Here is a 23,188-nt window from a genome sequence, read left to right as displayed (position 1 = left end):
CGAGGGAGCGGAATGTGGGACTAGATGTAACGGGGCGGTTTCGGTACCCGCCACCCAACGCTGCCTGGCTCGCGCGGCACGAAGAGCCCCTGCTCGATCCGGACCTCCCGATCATCGATTCGCACCATCACCTGTGGGTCCAAGATGGGCATCCCTATCTGCTCGACCAGTTGGCCGACGATCTCGCCACGGTACCGGGCGTGAAGGCCACCGTCTTCGTCCAGGCTCACTATGGCTATCGCGACAACGGCCCCGCCCACCTCGCCCCCATCGGCGAAACCGAGAAGGTGGCAGCTATCGCCCGCGCGGCCCGCGCGCAGAGGCTGCCCCACGTCGCGTCGGCGATCGTCGCCTTTGCCGACCTTGCCCTGGGCGATGCGGTTGAGACCGTGATCGAGGCCCATGCCCAGGCCGCCGAGGGTGCGCTACGCGGTATCCGCCACAGCGTCTCACGCGATCTGGCCTTTCCCGATGGCGTGGTGATCCGGCCTGCTCCCGCCGGACTGTTGGGCGACCCTACCTATCGTGCGGGGCTGCGCACGGTCCAGCGGCTCGGCCTTGGCTACGATGCCATGCTATATCACGGGCAGATCGGCGAACTGGCAGCCATGGCCGATGCACTCCCCAGCTTGCCGATCGTGCTCGATCACATCGGCTGCATCCTGGGTGTCGGCCCTTATGCTGGCCGGGCCGGCGAACTATTTGCGCGCTGGCGCCTCGACATGGCCGACCTGGCCAAGCGCGACAACGTTTCGGTCAAGATCGGCGGCTTTGGCATGATCGTGTGCGGGGCGCGCTGGCACGAAGCGGAATGCCCGCCCTCTTCCGCCACCCTGGCGCAGGCGTGGCGGCCTTATGTGGAAACCTGCATCGAACTGTTCGGCGCCAATCGCTGCATGTTCGAAAGCAATTTTCCGGTCGACAAGGCGATGTACTCCTATCGCACACTGTGGAACGCGTTCGCGCGTCTCACAGCCTCTGCCTCCGGCGCCGAGCGCCAGGCGCTGTTCAGCGGCACTGCCGCCCGGTTTTATCGCATCCCTGAAGCAGTCGTCTCGCCAGGCCGGCTGGTCCATGGCTGAGCCGCGCAACTTCAACCGCGCCCTGCATCTGCTGCATCGGGCGCAACAGACGCCCGAGCGGATGGCGATCATCGCCGAAGCCGAGCGGATCGATTTTGCGACGCTGGCGCAACGTGCCCGCGTCACGGCCGGTGCCCTGCGCGATCTGGGCATCGGCGCGGGCACGCGGGTGGGCATCATACTTCCGGCAGAGCCCGAGTTCATCGTCGTGCAACAGGCCCTGCTGCTGCTGGGCGCCACGGTGTCGCCGCTCAACGTCGCCTATACGAAGTCCGATCTGGCGCATGCGATCGACAGTTGCGGGCTGCAGGCCATCGTGCTGCACGCCGACTGGTGCGACCGCATGCCCGCACAGGCCCCGCCGATCAAGATCGCGGCGGGCGCCGTGGGCCGGGACCTGCTGCCCGGCTATGCCTCGCTCGATCATGCAAGGGCAAAGGCCCAGCCGCTGACCCATCCCGCCACCGTCGCGCCGACCGACGTGGCGTTGCTGCTCAATACCAGCGCGACGACCGGGAAATCCAAGGGCGTCATGCTCACCGCCGGCAACCTCGCCGCCAACTACGACGCCACGCCCGGCTGGCTTGGCTTGGGCGCCGAGGATGTGATCCTCTGCGCGCTGCCGCTGTTCAACACGTTCGGGCTCAACCAGGGCATCAATGCCATCATGGTCACCGGTGCCTGCATGGTGCTGCTGCCCCGCTTCGACGCGGCCCGCTGCATCGAGGCGATCGACGAGCATGGCTGCACATTCATGCCCGCCGTGCCCACGATGCTGCAGAAGATCGTCGATCATCCCGGTCTGCGGGCCGGCGCGCTGCGCAGCCTGCGGCGCATTATGACCGGGGGCGCCCCGGTGCCCGCCGCGTTGCTGCAGCGGATCGTTACCGCGGCCGGATCTGCCGTTGACGTGCGCACCGGCTATGGCCTGACCGAAGCGACCGCCTTGGTGACATTGCATCGGGTATCGTGCGATCCTGTCGGCGAGCTGGCCGGTGGCAAGGCCATCGGCCGTGCACTGCCCGGCGTGACGCTCGAGTCGATGGACGACGATGGCATGATCCTGCCGCGTGGTGTCACGGGCGAACTGGTCGTGCGCGGCGCCAATGTCATGGCGGGCTATTTCAACGCGCCGACCGATACTGCCCACGCCATGCACGATGGCTGGCTGCGCACTGGCGATATCGGCTTTCTCGATACCGATGGCCTTGCCTGGATCGTCGACCGCAAGAAGGATGTGATTATCAGGGGCGGCCAGAACATCTATCCGGTCGACATCGAGGAGGTCATCTACGCCATCGACGGGATCAGTGAAGTGGCGGTCGTTGCCCAGCCCGATGCGGTGCTGGGCGAAGTGCCGGTAGCCTTTGTCGCTACGCGGCCGGGCTGCACCCTGAGCGACGAACAGGTGCTAGCGCATTGTGTGGCCCATCTGGCCCGCTACAAATGGCCCAGCGCGGTGCGCTTTCTCGACGAACTGCCCAAGGGGTCGACCGGCAAGATCCTGCGGCGCACACTGCGTGATCGCGCGGCCAGCCTGGCGACAGCGTCATGACCGGGCATCCTGAAACGGTGGCCCTGGTCGTCGACGGGCGACACATCCAGGTAGCCGTCTGGGGCCATAGCGATGCGCCCGCCGTGATCCTGGTCCATGGATTGCGCGATCACGGCCGCAGTTGGGACCGTGTCGCCGCCGCGCTTGCCACCGGTTATCGCGTCATCGCACCGGATCTGCGCGGCCATGGTGACAGCGACTGGGCCGGACCGGATGGCTATGCCCTGGCAGCGTTTGTGGCCGACGTCCATGATATCGCGCGCGCGTTTGGGCTGGTGCGCTATGCGTTGGTCGGCCATTCCCTGGGCGGGGCCATTGCCTTGCGCCTCGCCGCGGCCGACGCCGATCGCGTATGGGCCCTGGCCGGAATCGAATGCATCGAATTGCCGATCCAGCGTGATGAGGCGGCGGCGGCCACGCCCTATGCGGTGCGCCTGCGCCAATGGCTGGACCGGCGCGCGCAGGCCCGTGCGCGTGGCCCGCGCCATTATCCCACCCGGGCAGAGGCCGTGGCCCGGATGCATGGACAGCACCCTGACTTGGCGACGGAGCTGGTCGATGCACTGGCAGCCCACGCCTTGGTGCACGATGCCGACAAAGGCTGGCGGTGGAAGTTCGACCCGCGCGTGCGCCTGCGCGCGCCGGAAGACCAGCGCGCGCACGACTTGGACGACGTGCTCGATGCCATCGCGTGCCCCGTGCAGCTTTCCTACGGCACAGGCAGTTGGGTGCCCGTGCCCGGCCCGGCACGCCTGGCCCGCCTGAAACACCATCAGATCAGCCATTATACCGGTGCCGGTCACTGGCTGCACCACCAGTTCACATCCCGGTTCATCGCCGAAACCCGTGCGTTTCTCGATGCCCACAACAGGACCCATGACCATGCGTGAAGCCGTTATCGTTTCCACTGCCCGCACCGGCGTCGCCCGCGCCTTCAAAGGCGCCTTCAACGACACCGATGCCCCGCGCCTTACCGCGCACGTGATCGAAGCCGCCGTGGCCCGCGCCGGCATCGATCCTGCGCGGATCGACGACGTGGCGATCGGGGTGGGCACGCAATGGGGTACGCAAGGCTCCAATCTGGCGCGCACGGCCATCATTGCCTCGGGCCTGCCCGAAACCATTCCGGGCACCACGCTGGACCGCAAGTGCGGCTCGGGCCTGACCACGCTGGCCTATATCGCCCGCGCGATCATCGCGGGCGATATCGATGTGGGGGTAGCGGGCGGCACCGAAAGTATCACCCACACCCGCAACGCCCACGCACCGACATATCGTGCCCAACCGGCCGAAGTGCTGGCCGGCGATCCCCACGCCTACATGGCCATGATCGAGACGGCCGAAATCGTCGCCGAACGCTATGGCATACCGCGCGATGCGCAGGACGCCTTTGCCGTTGAAAGCCACCTGCGCGCCGCCGCGGCGCTGCGCGAGGGCCGGCTCGCCGACGAAATCGTACCGATCACGGTGACGCGCAACGTGGTCGAGCGCGATGGCACAATCTCGGGCCGCGAGGAAATGACGCTCGACACCGACGAGGGCGTGCGGCCGGACACCACGCTCGACGGCCTGGCCAAGCTGAAGCCGGTCTGGAAGGACGGACAGCTTGTGAAGGAAGGCCAATTCGTCACGGCCGGCAACGCTAGTCAGCTCTCCGACGGCGCCTCGGCGCAAGTGCTGACGGACCGCGAGACGGCGGAGCGCGAAGGCCTTCCGGTGCTGGGCATCTTTCGCGGCTTTCAGGCAGCCGGGTGCAAGCCCGAGGAAATGGGCATCGGCCCGGTCTTTGCCATTCCCAAGCTGCTGGAACGCGCAGGCCTGTCGGTGGACGACATCGGCCTGTGGGAAATCAACGAGGCTTTCGCCAGCCAGGCTCTGTACTGCCGCGACAAGCTGGGCATCGATCCTGCAAAGCTGAATGTCGATGGCGGCGGCATTGCCATCGGGCACCCCTTTGGCATGACGGGCAGCCGTCTGGCCGGTCATGCGCTGATCGAGGCGCGGCGCCGTGGGGTGCGCTATGCGGTAGTCTCTATGTGCATCGCCGGCGGCATGGGCGCCGCCGGGCTGTTCGAGATTCCGGCATGACCGCGCTTGCCCAAGGGCCGATGCGGTTCGACGACGATGTCGTCATCGTCACCGGCGCGGGGCGTGGCCTGGGGCGTGCCTATGCCCTGGCCTTTGCCGAGCGCGGCGCGGCGGTTGTGGTCAACGACATCGGCCAGGAACCCGATGGTGCAGGCCAGCTGCGTCCGGTTGCCGACCAGGTCGTTGCGGAAATTCGCGGAAGGGGCGGCCGCGCCCTGGCCGACCACCGGTCGATCACCGAGCCGGGCAACGCCGATGCCGTGGTCGCCGCCGCCATTGCCGCGTTCGGCAAAGTGACCGTGCTGGTCAACAATGCGGGATCATCGACTTTTCACCGATCGCGCAATTGGACGATGCAGCCTGGCGCAAGATGCAGTCGGTGACCGTGGACGGCACATTTTTCATGTGTCGCGCGGTGTTGCCATTCATGCTGGCACAGGGCCGCGGGCACATCGTCAACACCACCTCGAATGCCGGGTTTGGCGGCGCCTCGACGCTGGGCCATTATGGCGCCGCCAAGATGGCAGTGGCAGGCCTGACCCGGTGCCTGGCGCACGAGGTGGCGGGCACGGGCGTTACCGTGAACGCGGTCGCGCCGATGGCGATCACGCGCATGAACCGCGACGCCTTCTTCGGCGGGAAAGACACAGGTTCCAGCAAGTCAGGGGCGGGAAATGGCGAGGCCGGCGACTGGCGCGCCGACATGCGCGCGGGCCGGATCCCAATGGGCCCGCCCGAGGCTGTTGCCCCCACCGTGCTGTGGCTTGCCCATGCCAGCACTGCGATCAACGGCGAAATCTTCAGCAGTTCTTCGGGCAAGGTGGCGCGTGTCGGCTTTGCCGTGGGCCAAGGCTGGTTCGATCCGGACCACGGGCCGGAAGACTTGCGGGACCATGCGGCAACGATCCGCGCCTTGGGCAATTTCCTCGACATTGCCGCCACGGCAGACGAATTGGCCCTGATCCCGCCGCTCTTTAGCTCCCAGGCGACGCGCTCGGGCTAGGCGGCGTGCGCGGCAGCACTGAAATCGCCTGCGTCATCATGTCGAGCATGTCATCGTAGAATTGCCGCGCGGTCATGCCCGAATGCTCAGGACTGGATGCATATTGCGTCACGCCCTGAAGGAACATCGCGCCCACGCATTCGAGGCGGAACGCGGCCAGTTGCGGCCCCAGCGCGGCCAACCTCGCTTCGAGCAGCGTCATCGCCTCGCGCAGTGCGCGCGTCGCCGGGCTGCCTTGGTCCACCGGATGGGGCACGCCACGTGGCCGGTGCGTTGCCAGATAGGCCGCATGGCACCGCATATAGGAAATGACGCCCTTTTCTTCATACATGGCAAAATTGGGCTCGAACAAAATCCGTAAAAGATAGCGCAAATTGTCCAGCTGTCCCGTCTTGCGCCCAGCCTTGAGCAACGCTTCGCGCTGCGGCTGAAGTTGCTCCTCGCGATATTCGAACACGGCATAGAGCAGCCCAAGCTGGTCCCCGAAATGATACTGCACTGAACCGGCAAATTTCTGGTTTGCCGCCTCACAGATCATCCGCATCGTCACGCCATCGATGCCGCGCTCGCCGAACAATGCTTCTGCTTCCAGAATCAACCGTTCGCGCGTGCCGGTGGCTAGCGGACGGACCTTGCGGGCTGGGGCGGTCGTGGTGGGCATCACCAAGGGCCTAATCTGGCCGGATAAAATGTCAACGCTATAACGTATGTGCTAATTTCCATCGATATCGCCGAATTATGATTGGACGAATCGGCATAAACGGCATATCCATATTACAACTGTAATAATTCAGCCGCCCGACGCTGATCCACAAAGGAGAGAGATGCCATGGAAATTGGTATGTTCCAGACGCCGTTCCTGCCACCCGAGCGCACGCCCGCCGAAGTGTTCGACTGGGCCGTCGCGCAGGCTGTTACGGCCGATCAGGCGGGTTTCAGCGAATACTGGATCGGTGAGCACATCACGCTGAACTGGGAAGCCATTCCCAGCCCGGAACTGGTGATCGCCGCCGCTGCGCGCCAAACCGAACGGATCAAGCTGGGCCCGCTGGCCCACCTGCTGCCCTATTACCACCCCGCCACGCTGGCCGCCCAGGCCGCCTGGCTCAGCCACATCCTCAAGGGCCGCTACCAGATGGGCGTGGCGCCCGGCGCCTATCCCAGCGATGCGCGGCTGCGCGGCATCAAGGACATGTCGAAGAACCACCGCATGATGGGCGAGTCCGTCAAGATCATGGAAATGGTGTGGAAGGGCGAACCCTTCGAATATGAAGGCGAATTCTGGAATGCCGGCCTGCCCGAGGGTGACGCGGCGCACCCGGTGCGCGATCAGAAGCCATGGGGTGGCACCATGCCGATGGCGATGACCGGTCTCAGCCCCAATTCTCCCTCAATCCGCTATGCCGGCGCCCACGGGTATTCGCCCTGCTCGGTGTTCTCGAGCAATTCGGCGCTGCTCGACCATTTCGATATCTTCGCCAAGGCAGCAGCGGAGGCCGGACGCCCGGGAGACCGCACCAAGCACCGCGTGGTACGCGACGTGTTCGTTGCAGATACCGATGCCGAGGCGCGCAAACTGGCCCTGGAAGGGGGTATGGGCCGGGCGTGGACCGAATATCTGCTGCCCACCTACCACTCATTCGGCATTGCCGAAGCGCTGGTCGAGGGGACCGACAAGTCTGTTTCCGACGTTACGCCCGAATTCCTGGCCGACAACTTCTGGATCGTCGGTTCGCCCGAGACCGTGGCCGAAAAGCTGGAAGCCTGGACTGACAAGCTCGGCGGGGGCTTCGGCACCATGCTGCTCTACAGCTACGACTACATCGACAATCCCACGCCCTGGAACGAATCGATGCGCCGCCTGGCGCAGGACATCGCGCCCAAACTCCCCAGCGGCGCATTTGCCAAGGCGGAGGCTTGAATGACCGACACCGCCACTCTCGCCACACCGGCGGTCGATCTGCCGCCGGACCGGATCGTCGACTTCGATATCTACAACCCATTCCATGGCCAGTTCGACTTGCACGTGGCCTGGGCCGAGTTGCAGCAATCGACACCACACGAGATCGTGTGGACCCCGCACAACGAAGGGCACTGGATCGCCCTTTCGCCAGAACTGATCGGCCAAGTCTATTCCGACGCCACGCGCTTTTCCAGCCGCGTGGTGCTGGTGCCCAAGTCGACCGCAGGCGAAGCCTATGCCGAATTCATTCCGCTTTCGCTCGATCCGCCCGAGCATCGTCCATTTCGCAAAGTCTTGAACGACAAGCTCTATGGTGCGGCAATCCACCCGCTGGAGCCCAAGGTGCGCAAGCTGACGGCCGACCTCATCGACGGCTTTGTCGCCAATGGACGCTGCGATTTCGTGCATGAGTTCGCAGAACAGCTGCCCTTGCGGGTATTCATGGAACTGGTCGATTTGCCGGTGGAGCATCTTCCCCGGCTCAAGCACTTGGCCGACCAGTTCACCCGCCCCGACGGCAGCATCACCCCGGCCCAGGCGACCGAGGCGTTCAAGGCCTATGTCGCGCCAATCCTGGAGGAGCGGCGCGCTTCAGGCGGGGACGACCTGCTGACTCACATCGCGACGAGCGAAGTCAACGGCCGCCCAATGACGCTGAGCGAGGCAGCCCGCCTGGCAATCCAGGTGCTTGTCGGCGGGCTGGACACGGTGGTAAACTTCATGAGCTTTACCATGCGAGCCCTGGCGCAGGCGCCGGACATCCAAGCCCGCCTCGCCACCGATCACGGCCTCCATCACGCCGCGATCAACGAGTCTCTGCGTCGCCTGCCGCTGGTTTCTTCTGCGCGCGAAGTGATCGCCGATACGGTTGTCGATGGGGTGCAATTGCGCGCGGGAGACATGGTGGTCGCCCCCACCGAACTGTACGCGCTCAGCCCCAAAATGAACGAGCGGCCGCTCGACTTTGACCTCGACCGTAAGGTGCGCAACCACATGGTCTTTGGCAGCGGCCACCATACCTGCCCGGGCCAGTTCCTAGCCCGGATGGAAATGAAAGTCCTGCTTGAGGAATGGTTTGCCCGTATCCCCCGGTTCGAACTGGAGCCGGGCCAGACGCTGCGCCACCGTGGCGGCATCGTGGGGGGATGCGAGCCCTTCATGCTGCGCTGGGAAACCAACTGAAACTTTGGCGGGCGTGTATCTAAGCGCGCCCGCACGATCACATTCCAAGGGCTTTATATTCATGATCACCCTCAATATTGTGGATCGGCAGGGCAATACCACCGCGATTTCAGCCAATACCGATACTTCGCTGATGGAAGCCATTCGCGACAATGGCTTCGACCAGTTGCTGGCCCTGTGTGGTGGCTGCTGCTCGTGCGCCACATGTCATGTCTATGTCGAAGGCCCGCTGGGCCAAAGCGGCATTTCGGGCGACGAGGATGATCTGCTCGACTCCTCTGCCCACCGTAGCGCCAATTCGCGGCTCTCGTGCCAGGTCCGCCTGTCGGCCGAACACGACGGCGTCTTTGTCCGAATCGCACCGGAAGATTAATTTGCGAACTCAAATATGGCAGTCTGTGCGGTTTTTGGTCCAGCCCGGCAGGGGTTGCGTAATTTGTCCAAGCCGCCCAGGCTGATCGACTATCAGCGCAGCATGCGAAACCGGATCGCCTGCCCCCCACCCCGCGCCAGATCAAGCGCAAGGGTGTCTCGCGCCGTAATCGTTTGCCGGCGGATCACGATCTTTTCAGGCGCGGTGCGCCAGTCCGCGCCGGGCCCATCAGCATAGATCGTCGCTTCATACCGCGCGCCGGCGTCGAGGAAATCGAGTGGGACGGTCAGCCTGCGGGCGGTATCATTGGTGATCGCGCCCAGATACCAATCCGGGCTATGCCGATCGCGCCGGGCAACAACCGCGTATTCGCCAATCGCGCCCTGCAGCGTGCGGCTTTCCTCCCAATCGGTCGGGACATCGTGGATAAAGCGAAAGGCATCGGCGTGCTCGTCATAATGCTCGGGCAGGTCAACCGCCATCTGCACCGGGCTATACAACACGACATAGAGCGCCAGCTGGTTGGCCAGCGTGGACGGCACGCGGTTGTCAGGCCGGTTGGCGCGATAATCGAAATGGACCACGCCGGGCGTGTAATCGAACGGGCCAGACAGCAGCCGCGTGAACGGCAGGATGGTGGTATGGTCGGGTGCATTGCCGCCATCGGGGCTGCCGCCGTTATACTCCTGCCCCCGCGCGCCTTCGCGGCTCATCAGATTGGGCCAGGTGCGGCGCAGGCCGGTATCCTTGACCGGTTCATGCGGGAAGATGGCGATATGATGCCGTGCCGCCGCGGCGACGACCGTTTGCAGGCTCTGCACCGCGTATTGGCTGTCGGGCCATTCGGTCTGGTCGAGCCGCGTGCCGACGTAGCCCAGCTTGATCGCCCGCACGCCATAGCGATCGTAGTAATCGAGCGCGGGCTCAAGCTGACTAAGATAGTCCTGCACCTGCGCGCCGGTTTCGTGATGGCCGATCAGGTCCACCCCCTTGGCGCGGGCATAGGCGGATACTTCGGCCATATCGAAGGCCGGTTGGGCGCGGTCGAACACGAAACGGGAATGGCCGTTCTTCCACCATTCCGGCACGTCCCAGCCCACGTTCCAGCCTTCGACCAGCACGCCGGCAATGCCATGCTGCGCCGCCCAATCGATATAGGATTTGGCCCGCGCGGTGGTGGCCCCGAGCTTTGGCCCCGGCTCCCAGGTCAGCAGCCCGGTGTGCATGGCCCAGAAGATGCCGATGTATTTTTCGGGCTTCACCCAGGATACGTCACCCAGGCGGTTGGGCTCGTTGAGATTGAGGACAATCGTCGAATCCGCCAGATGCGCTGCGTCGGGCGCCACCATCACCACCCGCCACGGGGTTACCGCTCCACCATGCGTCCGCGCCCGATCGCCATTGGACCAAGGCGACAGATCGGCTTTGAGGGTACGGCTGTTTTCATCGGGCATCCGCAGGTTCATCGACGGGAAATCGACCAACGCCGCCTCGTGCACTGCCAGCGCAACGCCATCGCCTTCGAGGGTCAGCGGCGTCTGCGCGGTCTGGATCGCGGACAGCGCCGAGCGGCTGTATTCGTACTCGCTGTATTTCTCGCGATAGGCCGGGATCGACCAGGCGCGGTAATTCTGCGCGAAGTGGAACTCGGTCTCCTCGTCGCTGATCACCAGCGGCTGCTGCGCCGAGCCGGGCAGGGTATAGCGGAAACCGAAGCCATCATCGAACACGCGGATCTCGACGCCCAGCTTGCGGCCGTCTGGCGCGGCAAGCGTGGCAACCAGGCCGCGATAGTGCTCACGCATCTGCCGGCGTTCGCCCCATGGCTGGGTCCAGGGCCGGTCAAGTTCGGTCGCCCGGCTCGCCACCAGCGCGAGGTCATGATCGATCGGCGCGGCATCCTTGAACCGGAAGCCGAGCCGCGAACGATCGAGGATCGCCTTGCCGTTATACCGCGCACGGTACACCGCCTCGCCCTGGTCGACCGCCAGGTCAACCACAATCCGGCCATCGGGCGAGGTGACCGTCTGCCACTCCTGCCCTAGGGCAGGAGTGGCCACGACCAGCGCCGCGATCGCGACGATCATGCCAAGCCGCTGTTCCATCAGAAGTTATACGTCAGGCTGGCGCGAACGCGGCGGCCAAAGATCGGGCGACCCTGGAACGCGGTTTCCTGCACCCCGACAATCGAGCCGGCACGCGGATTGCCCTCGGTCAAGCCAACGGTGTTGAACAGGTTGGTCGCCACCACCTGGGCCTGAAGCGCGTCGGTGATCTTCCAGTTCGCACCCAGCCGCACCTCGGTATAGTGCGGCAGGACGATGGTGTTGGCCACGTCGACATAACGCTTGCCGGTATAGGCCGCCTCGCCAAAGATGTTCACCCGGTCGCGCAACAGATGCAGCGTCGGCCGGATCGAAAACTGCACCTCTGGCTGGCGCACGATCTGGTTGCCGCTGAAATCGAACGGGCCGTTCGCGTCCTGTCCGGCAAAGCTGGTATAGGTGATCTTCTGGTAATTGCCGCTGGCTGCCAGTTCGAAGAAATTGGCCGGACGCAGCGAAAGTTCGACCTCGATACCGCGCGATTCCGCCGCCGCCTTCTGGTTGATGGTCTGCGCCTGCCCGTTTGGCCCAGCAACGGTCGTCTGGAAGGCGACGTTGGGAAACCGGTTGTAGAACAGCGTGACAAAGGCCGAGAAAGGCCGCGTCGCATATTTCACGCCGCCTTCGACCAGGTCGATGCGATTTTCCACCGGTACACCGCCAAACCACTGAACGAACTCCGGCGTCACCCGGAAGCTGCGGCTATAGCGGGCAAAGGCCGCAACGCGCTTGCTGAACTCATAATTGGCGCCGGCAGAAAAGGCCCATTGCCCGGTCTTGAACCGATATTGCGTATTGGCCCCGGTGAAGACCAGCACGTTGTCATCGGCAATGGTCGAGGGATCGCCCAGATTGGCGCTGGTGGTCTGCGCGATCGTGCCTTCCTTGGCGACATGGTGATACCGCGCACCCAGATCGATGCGCAGCTTATCGGTAACCTGCCAGGCATCGGTCAGGTACAGCGCATTGACCGTCACATCATCATGGAAACGCTGCAAATTGCTGTGCAGATTGAGCAGCCCGTCCTTGGTCAGCGCCACGGTTTGCTGCCCCGCGGCGTTCAGCCCGACCACGTCGAAATAGCGCGGACGGTTGACGCCTTCGACCAGGATATCGTTCCAGTTCCAGTTTTGCGTCTGGTTGAAATGGCTGAAGTAATAGCCAGCGGTCAGGGTATGCTGGCCCATGCCGGTGTCGAGCTTTTTGGTGATAGTCAGATCGTTGATCACGTTCTTGACGTTCACCACGGTGTTGAAAATGCTCTCGGTCAGGGCAAGCTGATTGCCCAGCGCCGATGCCGCCACCGTCTGGCCATTGCTGGCATCGCGATAGACGGCCGATACGGTGTCGGGCCGCGCGGCCTGCAAGCGGGTCAGCGCGTTCGCCAGAAAACCCTGGCTGGTGGCGACGCCGGAACTGAACAGTCCGTTGAAATCAACCGTGCCAGACGTGTAGCGCGCGCGGTCGTTGATCTCCCAGCCATCGCCCAGCGGCTTGTTGAAGATGGCGGTAAAGGTGTCGGTATTGGTGTGGATGCCTTGGGTGAGATCGACATTCTTGTCGAACACGCCATTGCCATCGGGCACGGTCAGCCGGCCAAAGGCATTGTTGACCAGCGTTCCCGTGCCGGCATCAAGGCCCGGCAGGCCCTGGCTGGGGCTGGCCAGCGGAATGGCGGTATAGAAGATGTTCTTGTCGTTGAGCTTGCGATAGCTGACGAACAGCGAGCCGCTATCGACAAAGTCATACTGCAGACCAACGCGGAACTGGCCACCCTTGTTGCCGGTAAAGCCCGGGTCCCTGAGGCCATTGTCCTCACGATAGAAGCCGCCGATCGCAAACGACAGGCGATCGGTCAGCGGGCCCGAGACATTGGCATCGAGACGATAATGATCCCAATCGCCGATCTCGCTCTTGACCATGCCCTGGAATGTGCGGGTCGGCCGCTTGGTCAATACGTTGACCACGCCGCCCGGCGCATTCGACGCGGTGATCGAGGCCGAGCCGCCGCGCACGATCTGGAGCGAGTCGATCGTGGCATCGACGCGGAAGAACTCGTCGGCGTTGGTAAAGGCCCCTGCCCCTTCCTCCCACACCGGCAGGCCATCTTCGAGCAGCGGCAGATAGCGATAGTTGTCGGCCGGCAGACCGCGCGAATAGACGTTGTTGCCAACTTCCCCGCCCGAGCTTTCGACATAGATACCCGGCGTCGAGGCGATGAGATCGGCAATCCCGAGCGGCGCCTTCTGCGCGATCGCCTGCGGATCGATGGTGGTGATGGCGTACGATGTTTCGAACTTGCGGGTGCCCGTGCGCGTACCGGTCACGATGATCTCGTTGAGACCAAGGTCGCTGCCCTGTGCCGCGCCGGCGGCGGGCGCGTCGGCGGCAGACTGGGTAGCCGAAGACTGAGTTGCTAAAGACGGGGCGGATTGCGCCAGCGCGGGGGTCATCGGCCCCATCCACGCAACCGAAGCCATCAATGCCAAACGACATGCACGCATGATAATCCCCTCCTAGACGCCTCTGCTGGGCGGCACACCTGATGCGAGGGAAAGTGACCCGACTTGCAAACTTATGCAAATATTTTCTGCAAACGATTGCAATTTACATGACGAGGCACATACTATCTGATTTTATGATAACTTTTACAGCGCCTTATGTATGAACATCATCATTATTTTGCACAAACGACAGATGCTCAGCGCCCGCAGGATTCCCGAATCATCAAGTTCGTCGGCAACCGCTCCGACTTGGCGCGATGGCCGTCGATGATGCGCAGCAGTTTGGCCACCAGCAGATTGCCCGCCTTGATCACATCCTGCCGGATGGTGGTGAGCCCCGGCGTCGACAGCGCGGCTGCGTCGATATCGTCATAGCCGATCACCGCAACATCATCGGGCACGCGCATGCCCCGCTGCCGCAGCGTCTGGATCGCGCCAAGCGCCACCAGGTCAGACGCGGCAACGATCGCATCGAATGTGATGCCCCGCTCCAGCAGATTGTCGACCGCCTCTGCCCCTTCAAACCGCCCGGCCGTGGGCGTCTGCACCATGTCGGGATCAAACGGCACATCATGCGCCGCCAGTGCCGCGCGATAACCGTCGAGCCGGATCGCGATCTGCGAAAACGGCGTGCGGGCGGCGGGGATGGGCGGCATTGCACCGATAAAGGCGATGCGCCGCCGCCCTTTGCGCAACAGATGCGCCGTGGCCTGGAAACCGCCTTCGTGATTGTCGCTGCCGATCGAGCAATAGCTTTGCCCCGCCACTTCCACCCCCCAAGCCACCAGCGGCTTGCCCATGGCGGCATAGCGGTTGAGCGTATCGTGAAACTGCGACTGGCCCAGGAAGATCGTCCCGGCATAGGCGCTCTGGTCCAAAAACTGCGCCAGCGTGGCATCGTCATAGGGTGTTTGCCACACGATCGAGACATCGCGCCGCCGCTCGCGCAGCGCAGTGCCAACCCCGCCGATCAGCGCCAGTTCGAACGGGTTGGCCAACTGGCTGCCGTGCGCGGTTGCCACCGGCACGACCAGGCAGATCTGCTCCGACAGCGATGTTTGATGCCGGCGCACCCGCTGCGGCACGTGAACATAGCCCAGCCGGTCAGCGGTGCTCAGCACACGCTCGCGCGTCTCCTCGCTGATCGCGCTGTGCCCGGTCAGCACGCGCGATACGGTAGCCACCGATACACCTGCTTCTGCGGCAACACCGCCCAGCGTTGGCCCGCCGCGCTTTACCCGCGCCATGATCTGCCCAGCATTTGCATTAGCTTGCACTACGCTGCGGGAACGCGCTCGTCCATGCCTGACAGACACAGGCTCAGCAGCGCGCCGGCAGCCATCAGCCCTCCGGCCAGGGGCAGCACCGGCCAGGCCATTCCGCCGAGCAGATGCGCGATGACCCAGCCCATGCTCACCCCGGCAAACAGCTGCGGCACCACGATGAAGATGTTCATCACCCCGATGAACATGCCCGCCGTCGCACTCGATACCGCCCGCCCAGCCAGCACGAACGGCGCGCTGAGGATCGAGGCATAGGCGATGCCGATCAACACCGCGCAACCGATCAGCCCGGCAGGATGGGTGAGCAACGCCAAACCACTCAGCCCCGCTGCCCCCAGCGCCAGCGCCGCGGCATGCACACGGGTGACGCCAAAGCGGCGGAACAGCCTGGGCAGCAGGAAGGCAAACACCCCGGCAACGCCGTTGTAGGTGCCGAACAGCACGCCCACGAAGTCTGCCCCTTTGCCATAGGCCGCGTCGAATGGCGACGTGGCACCATAAAGCTGCGCGGCGACTACCGGCGTGGCATAGACCCACAACAGATAGAGCCCGAACCAGCTGAAAAACTGGATCACCGCCACGGGCCGCAGCGCATGCCACAGCGCGGCGACTTCCGCTTTGCGGCCCATCGTGGCCGCCGCTTTGTCATCCCCCGCGCCACTGCCCGGGGGTTCCTGCACCCGCGCCACAGTCCAGCCCACCGACAGCGCCACGGCGATGGCAGCGGCAACGAATGCAACGCGGATCGAGGGTGCAGTCTGGCCCGGCAGCGCAACATTGGACCAGCCGCCCCAAGCCAGCAGGATCGGTGCGCAGGCGCCCGCCAGCGCGCCCAGCCCGATGAAGACAGTCTGCATCGCATAGCCGCGCGCGTGTTCGTCGGGCGGCAATGTGTCGGCCACCAGCGCGCGATAGGGCGCATGCAGCGCGTTCATCGCCGCTTCGAGCATCCACACCGCCGCCACCGCCACCACCAGCGATGCCGCCAGCGGCAAGGCGGCCAGTGCCGCGATCACCACCAGCGCCGACAGCAGGATGTAGGGCCGCCGCCGCCCGAACCGCGTGGGCGCCCGATCGCTCAGCGCGCCAACCACCGGCTGCACCAGCAACCCGGTCACTGGCCCGGCCAACCACAGGATGGCCAGTTGATCGACCGACGCGCCCAGGCCCTGGAAAACCCGGCTCAGGCTGGCGCTCTGGATACCGAACGCGATCTGCAGCCCGAAATACCCGACGCTGAGATCGATTGTCCGCACACGCACGATCGGCCTACACTCCGCGATCCGTGGCACGATCGCCATCGATATGCCATTGGGCCGATCATAGTGGACCCAGGCCTTGAAGCTACCGCTATTCGGTGGAAAGCCGAGCAACCGTTCAATCCAAGCCCAGGCTGGCGCTGTCCATCAGGCTGGCGGCGAGTTCGGCACGGGCAGCGGCGTGGCGGTATTGGGCGTCGATCTGGCGCAGTTGTGCGTCGGCGGCGGCTTCCTCGCGCAGGTTCACCGGCAGGAAATCGCTCGCGCCCAGGGCAAAGCGGCGGCGTTCGGCTTCGGCCATGCGGCGGGCCAGGCCTGCCTCGTCACCGGCCAGCGTGGCCAGGCGCTCCGCCCCGCTCACCTGCACGCGCAGGCTGGTGAGATCGGCGGTGATCTGCTGCTCGGCCAGGCGCAAGCGATGCGTGAGGGCATCGGCATCGGCCTCTGCCTCGGCCAGGCGGCCGCGCGCCGCGCGCTGTTCCAGCGGCATCGACAGGCGCACCCCGAACATCACCTCGCCCGGCACGCGCGTGGGGCTGCCGCTGCCGAAATCCTTGGCCGCTTCCACCCGCAGATCGAGCCGGGGGAGCAGGTCGTTACCGGCCAGGTCACCGCGCAACCGCGCCTGCTCGGCCCGGTTCAGCAGGATCTGCAGGTCGGGCCGTCCCGCCAGAACCGTGGCGGTATCCGCCAGGCGTGGCGCCACGCCTTCGGGAAAGGCCGCCGGCAGGTCTTCAGGCTGGGCCACCATCGGCTGGCCCAGATCATCGCGCCAGAACAGTGAAAGCGCCTGTGCCGCCACGGCCAGATCCTGTTCGGCGCGCACCAGCAGCGCTTCGCGGCGCACGATGTTCTGGCGGTTTTCCACTGCCAGCACCGCCGGGCGCGCGCCCAGCGTCACCTGCCACTCGATCGAGGCCTGGCGTTCGCGCGCCAGGGCCAGCAGATCGCGATACGTGCGCATACGCAGGCCCGACGCCACCCATTGCTGATAGGCATCGGCCGCGCGGCGCTGCACGCCGATCATCACCATCGCCTGGTCCAGCCCGGCGATCTCAGCATCGGCCTGCGCCTGCGCCAGCTTGGTGCGGCGTTCATCCACCAGCCGATCGCGCAGCAGGGAAAACACGGCGCCGGCGCGCACTTCGCCTAGAGCATTGGTCACGTTCTTGCCGTCATAGACGGCAAAGCGCCCGCTCGACACGCGATAGCCGCCATAGACCTGGCCACCATTGGTAGCGAACGGCCGGGTCAGCTTCGCCTCGGCCAGGGCATTGTCGTAATAGCCCAGCGGGCGCGCCTGCACTTCGGCATCGAAGACCATGTCGAACAGGCCTTGCGCAGCCAGCGTGCGCGCATCGGCCGCGCGCTGGCGGGCCATGGCTTCCAGCACCAGCGGCTGATGCCGGGCCGAGGCGCGCAGCACGGTATCGAGGGTCAATTCGCCGGCCCAGGCCGCCTGGCTGCACAGCAGAGCGGCAACAGCGAGCAGTGTGCGGATCACTTTTCTTCCTCCCCGCCGTCCTTGGTGCTATCCTTGGCGGGCTTGGCCTTCTTGGCCGCGTCCTTGTCGGCCAGGCCTTTGCCGGCGCCCTTGCGCGGGCCGGTTTCCACCGGGCGCTGGAATTCCAGCGGGAAATCGTTGAGCTGGCGCCACAGTTCATAACCGACCGAGACGGTTTCCATCTGGATCCAGCCGCGCACGCGCGAACCCAGGCGGGTGAACTGGTTGCCGGGCCAGGCCGGCTTGCCCGGCATCGGTTCCACCAGCACGCGGAACAGGCCGCTGGCCTGGGCCGAAGGATCGATGCTGCGCACGCGCCCATCGAACATGCCCTGCGCCACCGAAGGCCAGCCGCTGAACTGGATCGCCGGCCAGCCTTCGAAATGCAGCCGCACCGGCTGGCCGCGCCGCACCAGCGCCACGTCGCGGCCATCGACCATCAGTTCCACCACGCGCACCGCGCTTTCCGGCGCCACCGTGGCCAGCCAATCACCCGCGCTTACCAGCGTGGCACCGGCCGCCGTATTGAGCGACTGGATGCGCCCATCGCGCGGCGCGCGCACCAGCTGGGCCGATTGGCGCGTGCGGGCAATGTCGACGCGGCTGAGCTTGGCGCGCGCCTCGGCCAGCTTGGCGCCATGTTCGGCAACCTTGATCTGCGCGTTTTCAAAATCGCGCCGCGCGGCCAGGCCATCGGCCAGCAACTGGGCAGAGCGGCCGACATCGATGCGCGCCACGGCCATGGCCTGTTCGCTGGCGGTGATCTGCGCCAGCACTTGGGCGCGCTCGGCCGCCAGGCGTTCGAGCAGGCCGGGATCGTTGTCCACCACCCGCGCGATCGGGTCACCCGCCTTTACGCTTTGCCCGTCGGTCACATACCAGCGCTCGACCCGGCCGGGCACCAGCGCGGTCACCTGCTGCACCCGGTCTGCCGGATCGAGCGCGACGATCTGCCCCGTGCCGGGCGCCGTCTGCACCCAGGGCACGAACAGCAGGCCCAGCACCACCAGCGGAATGGCAATGCCGATCATCCAGGCCACCGCCACAGCCGTGCGCGGGGGTCGCAGGCTGGCCAGCGTGGAAAAGCGCGTCATGTCTTGGGCATGGCTGGCCATGGCTCAATCCTCCTTGCCGGCAGTGGGCGGGGCGACGGGTTCAACAGCGGGGCGATCAGCGCTGCGCTGCTGCGCGGTTTCGCCCAGGCGCAGCCAGGCATCGTGGGCCGGTCCGCCCGGCCGGTCGGTAAAGTGCAGCACGGTTGTGCCTTGCGGGCGCAAGGCGTTCAGCACACGCGACAGGCGCGCCGGATCGAGCATGTCGTAGAGCGGAGAGAGCATCAGCACGCGCGGGCTGGCGAGGATTGCGCCGGCCAGCTTGAGCAGCATGGTTTCCCCTACCGCCAGCGGCCAGCCCGAACTCGACAGCATGGTATCGAGGCCCTGGGGCAAGGCGCTGACACGCTCTTCCAGCCCGACCAGCGCCAGGGCGTCGAGCATCGCCCCGCCCTGCCACTGCGTATCGGCACGCCCTGATCCTGATAGCCGCAGGTAATCGCGCACGGTCATTTCCACGATCGTCGGCCGATCGAGCACGATCACATCGGCGCGCAGGCGCACCATGTCGAAACTGCCAAGGTCTGCGCCGCCGACGCGCACCAGCCCGCGCTCGGGTGTGGCCAGCCGCTTGAGCAGGGTGGCGACACTGCGCTCCACGCCGGGCGCGGCCAGCACGCCGACGTGCTCGCCGCTGTCGATCGCAAAGTCGAGGCGATGATTGCCCAGGACCACGCCCTGGAAGCGGATCGCGCCGTGGGCGGGGCCGATGGCATCGGCCGCCGGCGGCGCTTCCTGCGGCACGTCCCAGAACAGGGCGAGTTCTTCCAGGCCCGCGGCCAGATCGTAGAACACCTCGAGATAGCCGCCGAGCTGGGCAATGCCATAGAACACGCCCGACAGGATCAGCTCGGCCGCGACCAGCTGCCCCACCGACAGTTCGCCCTGCAGGATCAGCCAGCCACCCATGGCGAGCAGACCCGCGCTGGCCAGCGCATAGAGCAGCAGGAGGCACAGCGTCTGGCTGAACGTGTGGCGGAAATGGCGGCGGTGCGCGGCCACATAAGTGGCGGTCATCGCCTCGCTGCGGTCGATCGCAAAGCTGATGTGGCGGCCGGATTTATAGAACCCGTTGGAGGCACCCAGGCTTTCCAGCCAATGCGCCGCGGCGTGCTTGGCGTGGCTCTTGGCCACGGCGCTATCGAGCGAGGGCAGCAACCAGGCGCGCCAGATCACCAGCACGACCAGGACCAGCACCACGTTGAACGCCAGGAAGAACGGGTGATAGAAACTCGTCACCACCAGCCCGACCAGGCTTTGCAGCACGATGGCGAACCCGCCGATGACCAGGCTGGTCAACGCCTTTTGCACCGTGCCCATGTCGAAGAAGCGGTTGAACAGATCGCCGTGCCGCGCGTCGACGAAGAACGGGTTCTGCGCGTGGATCGCCCGCGTGGTGATCTCGGCCATCAGCCGGGCAAAGAAGCGCTGCTCGAACCGCGCCATCACTGCCACGCGCAACGCCATCAGCGCGCCGGCCAGCAGCAGCAGGGCAAAGAGCACGAGGGCGAGCGTGAACAGCGGCGCGGGCAGTGCGATGTTGGCCACCGCATTGATCAGCAGCTGCACCGAGATCGGCGTGGCCAGCGACAAGAGTGAGATCGCCGCGCCGAACACCAGCGCCAGGCGGATAAAAGCCTTGTCGGGCGCCATGACCAGGCTGGCCCAGCGGCGCAGATCGCGCATGGTGGGACGGTGGCTATGGTGGGCGCCGTGATGGTGTGGCGAATGGGCGGCGGTATGGTCGCGGGCGTCCATGAACGGGCGGCTTTCCTTGGCGGGCTAAAGGTGTGCCCATCAAGATGACGATCGCCGCGTGATCCGCCAATACGGTGGTCACCTATCGATCCGATAGGTTTTTCCTATCGCTGGGCAATGCTCCGCAATGTCTCGGCGAGGAGCATGAGGTCGCCCGACCGACCCGCGCCGATGCGCCAGATCAGCCCGATTTCGCGATAGGGCCGCCCGCCGGCAAAAGGGCGCACCACCACGTCACCGCCCTCGGCAATTTCCTGGCGCACATAGAGTTCGGGCAAAAGGGCCAGCCCCATGCCCATTCCGGCCATCTGCCGCACCGCATCGAGGCTGGTGCCCTCGTAATCGCGCAAGACCTGCGCGCCGCAGCGTTCGGCCAGGGCTGCCACCTGTTGGCTCAGCCGGTATTCGGGCTGCATGGTCAAGAGACCGCGCCCGGCGAGATGCTCGGGCCGCACCACGCGCACCGCCGCCATGGGATCGTCGGCCGCCATCGCCAGAAACATCGGTTCACGAAACAGCCGCTCGATATGAAAGCGCGCGTCGGTGACGGGCAGTTGCACCAGCACGGTATCATGGCGCCCATCGCCCAGATGGTCGAGCAGGGCATCGGGCAATCCTTCGCGCACGTGCACCTTGAGATCGGGATGCGTGGCGTGCAGCCGCGCCACCAGTTGCGGCAGGATATAGGGCCCGAGCGTGGGCGAGACGCCCAGGCGCAGCGTGCCGGCCAGTTCGCCCTGGCGATGGCGCCGGGCGAGATCGGCAAAGCCTTCGGCCTCGGTCAGCACGCGCCGCGCCGCCGCCACCGCCTCACGGCCCAGCGGCGTCAGCACCATGCGCCCGCCCCGTTCGGCTACGGCGCCGCCCAGCAAGCCTTCCAGCAGGTGGATCTGTTGCGAGAACGACGGCTGCGACACACCCATCGCCGCCGCGCCCCGGGTGAAATTGCCGCAATCGGCCAAGGCGACCAGGCAGCGCAACTGCCGCAGGCTGGGCCAGGCCAGGCTTTCGGTCATGGCTCAAGCGCTCCCTTCCATCGCCTTGCGCACTCTAGCTGACTTTGCTGCCGGAACCCAAGCCCCGCAAACACTGTCTATAAATATGATAATTGCGCGAAATGCAACTGCAACGCCGTTATTCGCATTTGTCAGCCCCGGCGATCTGGCCCATCTAGAGCGGGCCTTTCAGGCATCCTCTCCCAAACTTTCCAAGGCCGGTCGCAAGATCGGCCTTTTTTTTGCCCGCTTCACCGCCATGATGATCGTTAACAGCGGCGAAGCGATGGGCAGATCACCGCGTCGTGCAGCTTGGGCAGGACAGCGGGAAGTCCGCCCTGCTTTCCCCATGCGTCACTTGCACAGAACGCATCGGCTTGTTCCGGGGCTTATTCCGGCACGATCGGTCGACGTTCCAACCGGGCCACGGCGTGGCGCACCACCTTTTGCAGCGCCGGTGCAGAAAAGAACCCGCCCGGAATCAGGCAGCGTTCGATCAGCACGCGGCGAAACGCGGCGAACGTGGTGGCATCGGGCGGCACCGGATTGGTCCAGAACGCATCGAGCCCGTCCTGATAGGTGATATCGGGCATGTCATAGACCGCGTGGCCCAGCGCCACGACGGGGATGCCCTCGGCCAGGGCCAGGGTGCCGCTCGTGCTGTTGATCGTCACCACGCCCAGCGCCCTGCGGGTCACCGGCACGATATCGCCCATGCTCAGGTAATCGACCCGGTCAGCCACGCCGAACAGGCGCGCCAGATCGGCGGTTTCCTGCTGCCAATCGCGCACCCCGTTGTCGAGCGGATGCTCCTTGACCACCAGCCGCACATCGGCCGGGGCGTTGGCGGCAAAGGATTCGAGGATCAGCCGCAGCGCGTCAGCAATCCCGGCAAACGGTGAATGCAGGCGGATCTGCGCATCGGAATCGAGTTGCAGCGGAAACAGGAAATAGCGCTCTCCCGCTGTTTCCAGGCGGTGCAGCAGGGCATCGGCCTCGCGCTGGCGCAGCTTGCGGCGCGATAGCTTGCGCCACCAGCCCATCGCCTCGACCAGCGGATGCCACGGGCGATGATTGGTCCAGTGCGGATAGTGCCACCGCGTGAACACGTCGGCGCAGTTGTAGAGCAGCCCCTCGGCCGCACGGCGGCGGAACGAGGATGGCACCTGGGCATGGGGCGGCACCGGCGGCAGCGTCGCAGCGGTGGCGCGATACCACGCCGGGTCGCTCGGCAGCCGGGAATTGCCGTTCACCCCGCCCAGTTCCAGCGTGACCCAATCGGGCCTGACATAGCCTTCCTCGAACACGTGGACCGGCACGCCGCGCTCCTTGCAGATGCCGGTGGCGGGGCGGTGATGATCGCGGCAATCGCCGAACAGCACCACGTCGGTCACGCCCTTGTCAGCCAGGAACTGCGCAAAG

At 65.4% G+C, this 23,188-nt stretch carries 17 protein-coding genes and 1 pseudogene; 8 read left to right on the top strand and 10 right to left on the bottom strand.

Annotated features, from left to right (window positions below; translation table 11 throughout):
- The first annotated feature begins 14 nt into the window (after nucleotides 1–14).
- From SCA01S_RS16035 to SCA01S_RS16010, 5 genes and pseudogenes are all read left to right on the top strand, one after another.
- The gene (locus SCA01S_RS16035) at nucleotides 15–1,082 is read left to right on the top strand and encodes an amidohydrolase family protein (protein ID WP_062787478.1); all 1,068 of its coding nucleotides are present in this window, start codon (nucleotides 15–17) and stop codon (nucleotides 1,080–1,082) included.
- Nucleotides 1,075–2,637, top strand: a complete 1,563-nt coding sequence (locus SCA01S_RS16030; protein ID WP_084391069.1) for a class I adenylate-forming enzyme family protein — start codon at nucleotides 1,075–1,077, stop codon at nucleotides 2,635–2,637. Before SCA01S_RS16035 ends, SCA01S_RS16030 begins: the two co-directional genes overlap by 8 nt.
- The gene (locus SCA01S_RS16025) at nucleotides 2,634–3,527 is read left to right on the top strand and encodes an alpha/beta fold hydrolase (RefSeq protein ID WP_218016414.1); all 894 of its coding nucleotides are present in this window, start codon (nucleotides 2,634–2,636) and stop codon (nucleotides 3,525–3,527) included. The genes SCA01S_RS16030 and SCA01S_RS16025 overlap by 4 nt, the downstream gene beginning before the upstream one ends.
- Nucleotides 3,520–4,725, top strand: a complete 1,206-nt coding sequence (locus SCA01S_RS16020; RefSeq protein WP_062787516.1) for a thiolase family protein — start codon at nucleotides 3,520–3,522, stop codon at nucleotides 4,723–4,725. Before SCA01S_RS16025 ends, SCA01S_RS16020 begins: the two co-directional genes overlap by 8 nt.
- A pseudogene (locus SCA01S_RS16010) lies at nucleotides 4,722–5,728 on the top strand (SDR family NAD(P)-dependent oxidoreductase). The gene SCA01S_RS16020 and the pseudogene SCA01S_RS16010 overlap by 4 nt, the downstream one beginning before the upstream one ends.
- On the opposite strand, the gene SCA01S_RS16005 reads toward SCA01S_RS16010, so the two are convergent.
- Nucleotides 5,700–6,389 carry a TetR/AcrR family transcriptional regulator gene (locus SCA01S_RS16005; RefSeq protein WP_062787470.1) on the bottom strand — a complete coding sequence of 230 codons (690 nt, stop codon included), beginning with the start codon at nucleotides 6,387–6,389 and terminating at the stop codon, nucleotides 5,700–5,702. The pseudogene SCA01S_RS16010 and the gene SCA01S_RS16005 overlap by 29 nt on opposite strands.
- A gap of 168 nt (nucleotides 6,390–6,557) precedes the next feature.
- Between SCA01S_RS16005 and SCA01S_RS16000 the strand changes: the two genes are divergently transcribed.
- The 3 genes from SCA01S_RS16000 to SCA01S_RS15990 all read left to right on the top strand — a co-directional run bounded on the left by SCA01S_RS16000 (nucleotide 6,558) and on the right by SCA01S_RS15990 (nucleotide 9,246).
- A complete protein-coding gene (locus SCA01S_RS16000; protein ID WP_062787467.1) occupies nucleotides 6,558–7,649 on the top strand; it encodes an LLM class flavin-dependent oxidoreductase in 1,092 nt (363 codons plus the stop codon).
- The gene (locus tag SCA01S_RS15995) at nucleotides 7,650–8,873 is read left to right on the top strand and encodes a cytochrome P450 (RefSeq protein WP_062787464.1); all 1,224 of its coding nucleotides are present in this window, start codon (nucleotides 7,650–7,652) and stop codon (nucleotides 8,871–8,873) included.
- A 61-nt stretch (nucleotides 8,874–8,934) separates the two neighbouring features.
- Nucleotides 8,935–9,246, top strand: coding sequence for a 2Fe-2S iron-sulfur cluster-binding protein (locus SCA01S_RS15990; protein ID WP_062787461.1), 312 nt, complete (start codon nucleotides 8,935–8,937; stop codon nucleotides 9,244–9,246).
- A 92-nt stretch (nucleotides 9,247–9,338) separates the two neighbouring features.
- Here the strand turns inward: SCA01S_RS15990 and SCA01S_RS15985 are convergent, their stop codons facing one another.
- The 9 genes from SCA01S_RS15985 to SCA01S_RS15945 form a co-directional block, all read right to left on the bottom strand.
- Nucleotides 9,339–11,351, bottom strand: coding sequence for a glycoside hydrolase family 97 protein (locus SCA01S_RS15985; RefSeq protein WP_062787458.1), 2,013 nt, complete (start codon nucleotides 11,349–11,351; stop codon nucleotides 9,339–9,341).
- Nucleotides 11,351–13,804: a TonB-dependent siderophore receptor gene (locus tag SCA01S_RS15980; RefSeq protein WP_062787455.1), complete on the bottom strand. Its 2,454-nt coding sequence runs from the start codon at nucleotides 13,802–13,804 to the stop codon at nucleotides 11,351–11,353. Before SCA01S_RS15980 ends, SCA01S_RS15985 begins: the two co-directional genes overlap by 1 nt.
- Nucleotides 13,805–14,052: 248 nt before the next feature.
- A complete protein-coding gene (locus SCA01S_RS15975) occupies nucleotides 14,053–15,102 on the bottom strand; it encodes a LacI family DNA-binding transcriptional regulator (RefSeq protein ID WP_062787453.1) in 1,050 nt (349 codons plus the stop codon).
- A 29-nt stretch (nucleotides 15,103–15,131) separates the two neighbouring features.
- Nucleotides 15,132–16,400 (bottom strand): MFS transporter, encoded by a 1,269-nt coding sequence (locus SCA01S_RS15970; protein WP_167542916.1) that lies wholly within the window; start codon nucleotides 16,398–16,400, stop codon nucleotides 15,132–15,134.
- 115 nt (nucleotides 16,401–16,515) lie between these two features.
- Nucleotides 16,516–17,901 (bottom strand): TolC family protein, encoded by a 1,386-nt coding sequence (locus SCA01S_RS15965; protein WP_062787447.1) that lies wholly within the window; start codon nucleotides 17,899–17,901, stop codon nucleotides 16,516–16,518.
- Nucleotides 17,898–19,016 (bottom strand): efflux RND transporter periplasmic adaptor subunit, encoded by a 1,119-nt coding sequence (locus tag SCA01S_RS15960; RefSeq protein ID WP_062787445.1) that lies wholly within the window; start codon nucleotides 19,014–19,016, stop codon nucleotides 17,898–17,900. The genes SCA01S_RS15965 and SCA01S_RS15960 overlap by 4 nt, the downstream gene beginning before the upstream one ends.
- A gap of 3 nt (nucleotides 19,017–19,019) precedes the next feature.
- Nucleotides 19,020–20,699: an ABC transporter transmembrane domain-containing protein gene (locus tag SCA01S_RS15955; protein WP_062787513.1), complete on the bottom strand. Its 1,680-nt coding sequence runs from the start codon at nucleotides 20,697–20,699 to the stop codon at nucleotides 19,020–19,022.
- A gap of 176 nt (nucleotides 20,700–20,875) precedes the next feature.
- A complete protein-coding gene (locus tag SCA01S_RS15950; protein WP_054130735.1) occupies nucleotides 20,876–21,787 on the bottom strand; it encodes a hydrogen peroxide-inducible genes activator in 912 nt (303 codons plus the stop codon).
- A gap of 368 nt (nucleotides 21,788–22,155) precedes the next feature.
- The coding region (locus tag SCA01S_RS15945; RefSeq protein ID WP_062787442.1) for a capsule polysaccharide biogenesis protein at nucleotides 22,156–23,188 on the bottom strand (1,033 nt) is incomplete at its 5' end.

It is taken from the genome of Novosphingobium capsulatum NBRC 12533 (assembly GCF_001598375.1).
Taxonomy (GTDB): Bacteria; Pseudomonadota; Alphaproteobacteria; order Sphingomonadales; family Sphingomonadaceae; genus Novosphingobium; species Novosphingobium capsulatum.
Note: the sequence above shows the minus strand (reverse complement) of the source record. Positions and strands in the feature narration are given on the sequence as shown.

Bases quoted from the DNA above. Each gene is read 5' to 3' on its own strand.
- SCA01S_RS16030 (WP_084391069.1), top strand. From the start codon at position 1,075: ATGGCTGAGCCGCGCAACTTCAACCGCGCCCTGCATCTGCTGCATCGG.
- SCA01S_RS15950 (WP_054130735.1), bottom strand. From the start codon at position 21,787: ATGACCGAAAGCCTGGCCTGGCCCAGCCTGCGGCAGTTGCGCTGCCTG.
- SCA01S_RS15980 (WP_062787455.1), bottom strand. From the start codon at position 13,804: ATGACCCCCGCGCTGGCGCAATCCGCCCCGTCTTTAGCAACTCAGTCT.
- SCA01S_RS15975 (WP_062787453.1), bottom strand. From the start codon at position 15,102: ATGGCGCGGGTAAAGCGCGGCGGGCCAACGCTGGGCGGTGTTGCCGCA.
- SCA01S_RS15995 (WP_062787464.1), top strand. From the start codon at position 7,650: ATGACCGACACCGCCACTCTCGCCACACCGGCGGTCGATCTGCCGCCG.
- SCA01S_RS15990 (WP_062787461.1), top strand. From the start codon at position 8,935: ATGATCACCCTCAATATTGTGGATCGGCAGGGCAATACCACCGCGATT.
- SCA01S_RS16000 (WP_062787467.1), top strand. From the start codon at position 6,558: ATGGAAATTGGTATGTTCCAGACGCCGTTCCTGCCACCCGAGCGCACG.
- SCA01S_RS15985 (WP_062787458.1), bottom strand. From the start codon at position 11,351: ATGGAACAGCGGCTTGGCATGATCGTCGCGATCGCGGCGCTGGTCGTG.
- SCA01S_RS16025 (WP_218016414.1), top strand. From the start codon at position 2,634: ATGACCGGGCATCCTGAAACGGTGGCCCTGGTCGTCGACGGGCGACAC.
- SCA01S_RS16020 (WP_062787516.1), top strand. From the start codon at position 3,520: ATGCGTGAAGCCGTTATCGTTTCCACTGCCCGCACCGGCGTCGCCCGC.
- SCA01S_RS15960 (WP_062787445.1), bottom strand. From the start codon at position 19,016: ATGGCCAGCCATGCCCAAGACATGACGCGCTTTTCCACGCTGGCCAGC.
- SCA01S_RS16005 (WP_062787470.1), bottom strand. From the start codon at position 6,389: ATGCCCACCACGACCGCCCCAGCCCGCAAGGTCCGTCCGCTAGCCACC.
- SCA01S_RS15955 (WP_062787513.1), bottom strand. From the start codon at position 20,699: ATGCGCGATCTGCGCCGCTGGGCCAGCCTGGTCATGGCGCCCGACAAG.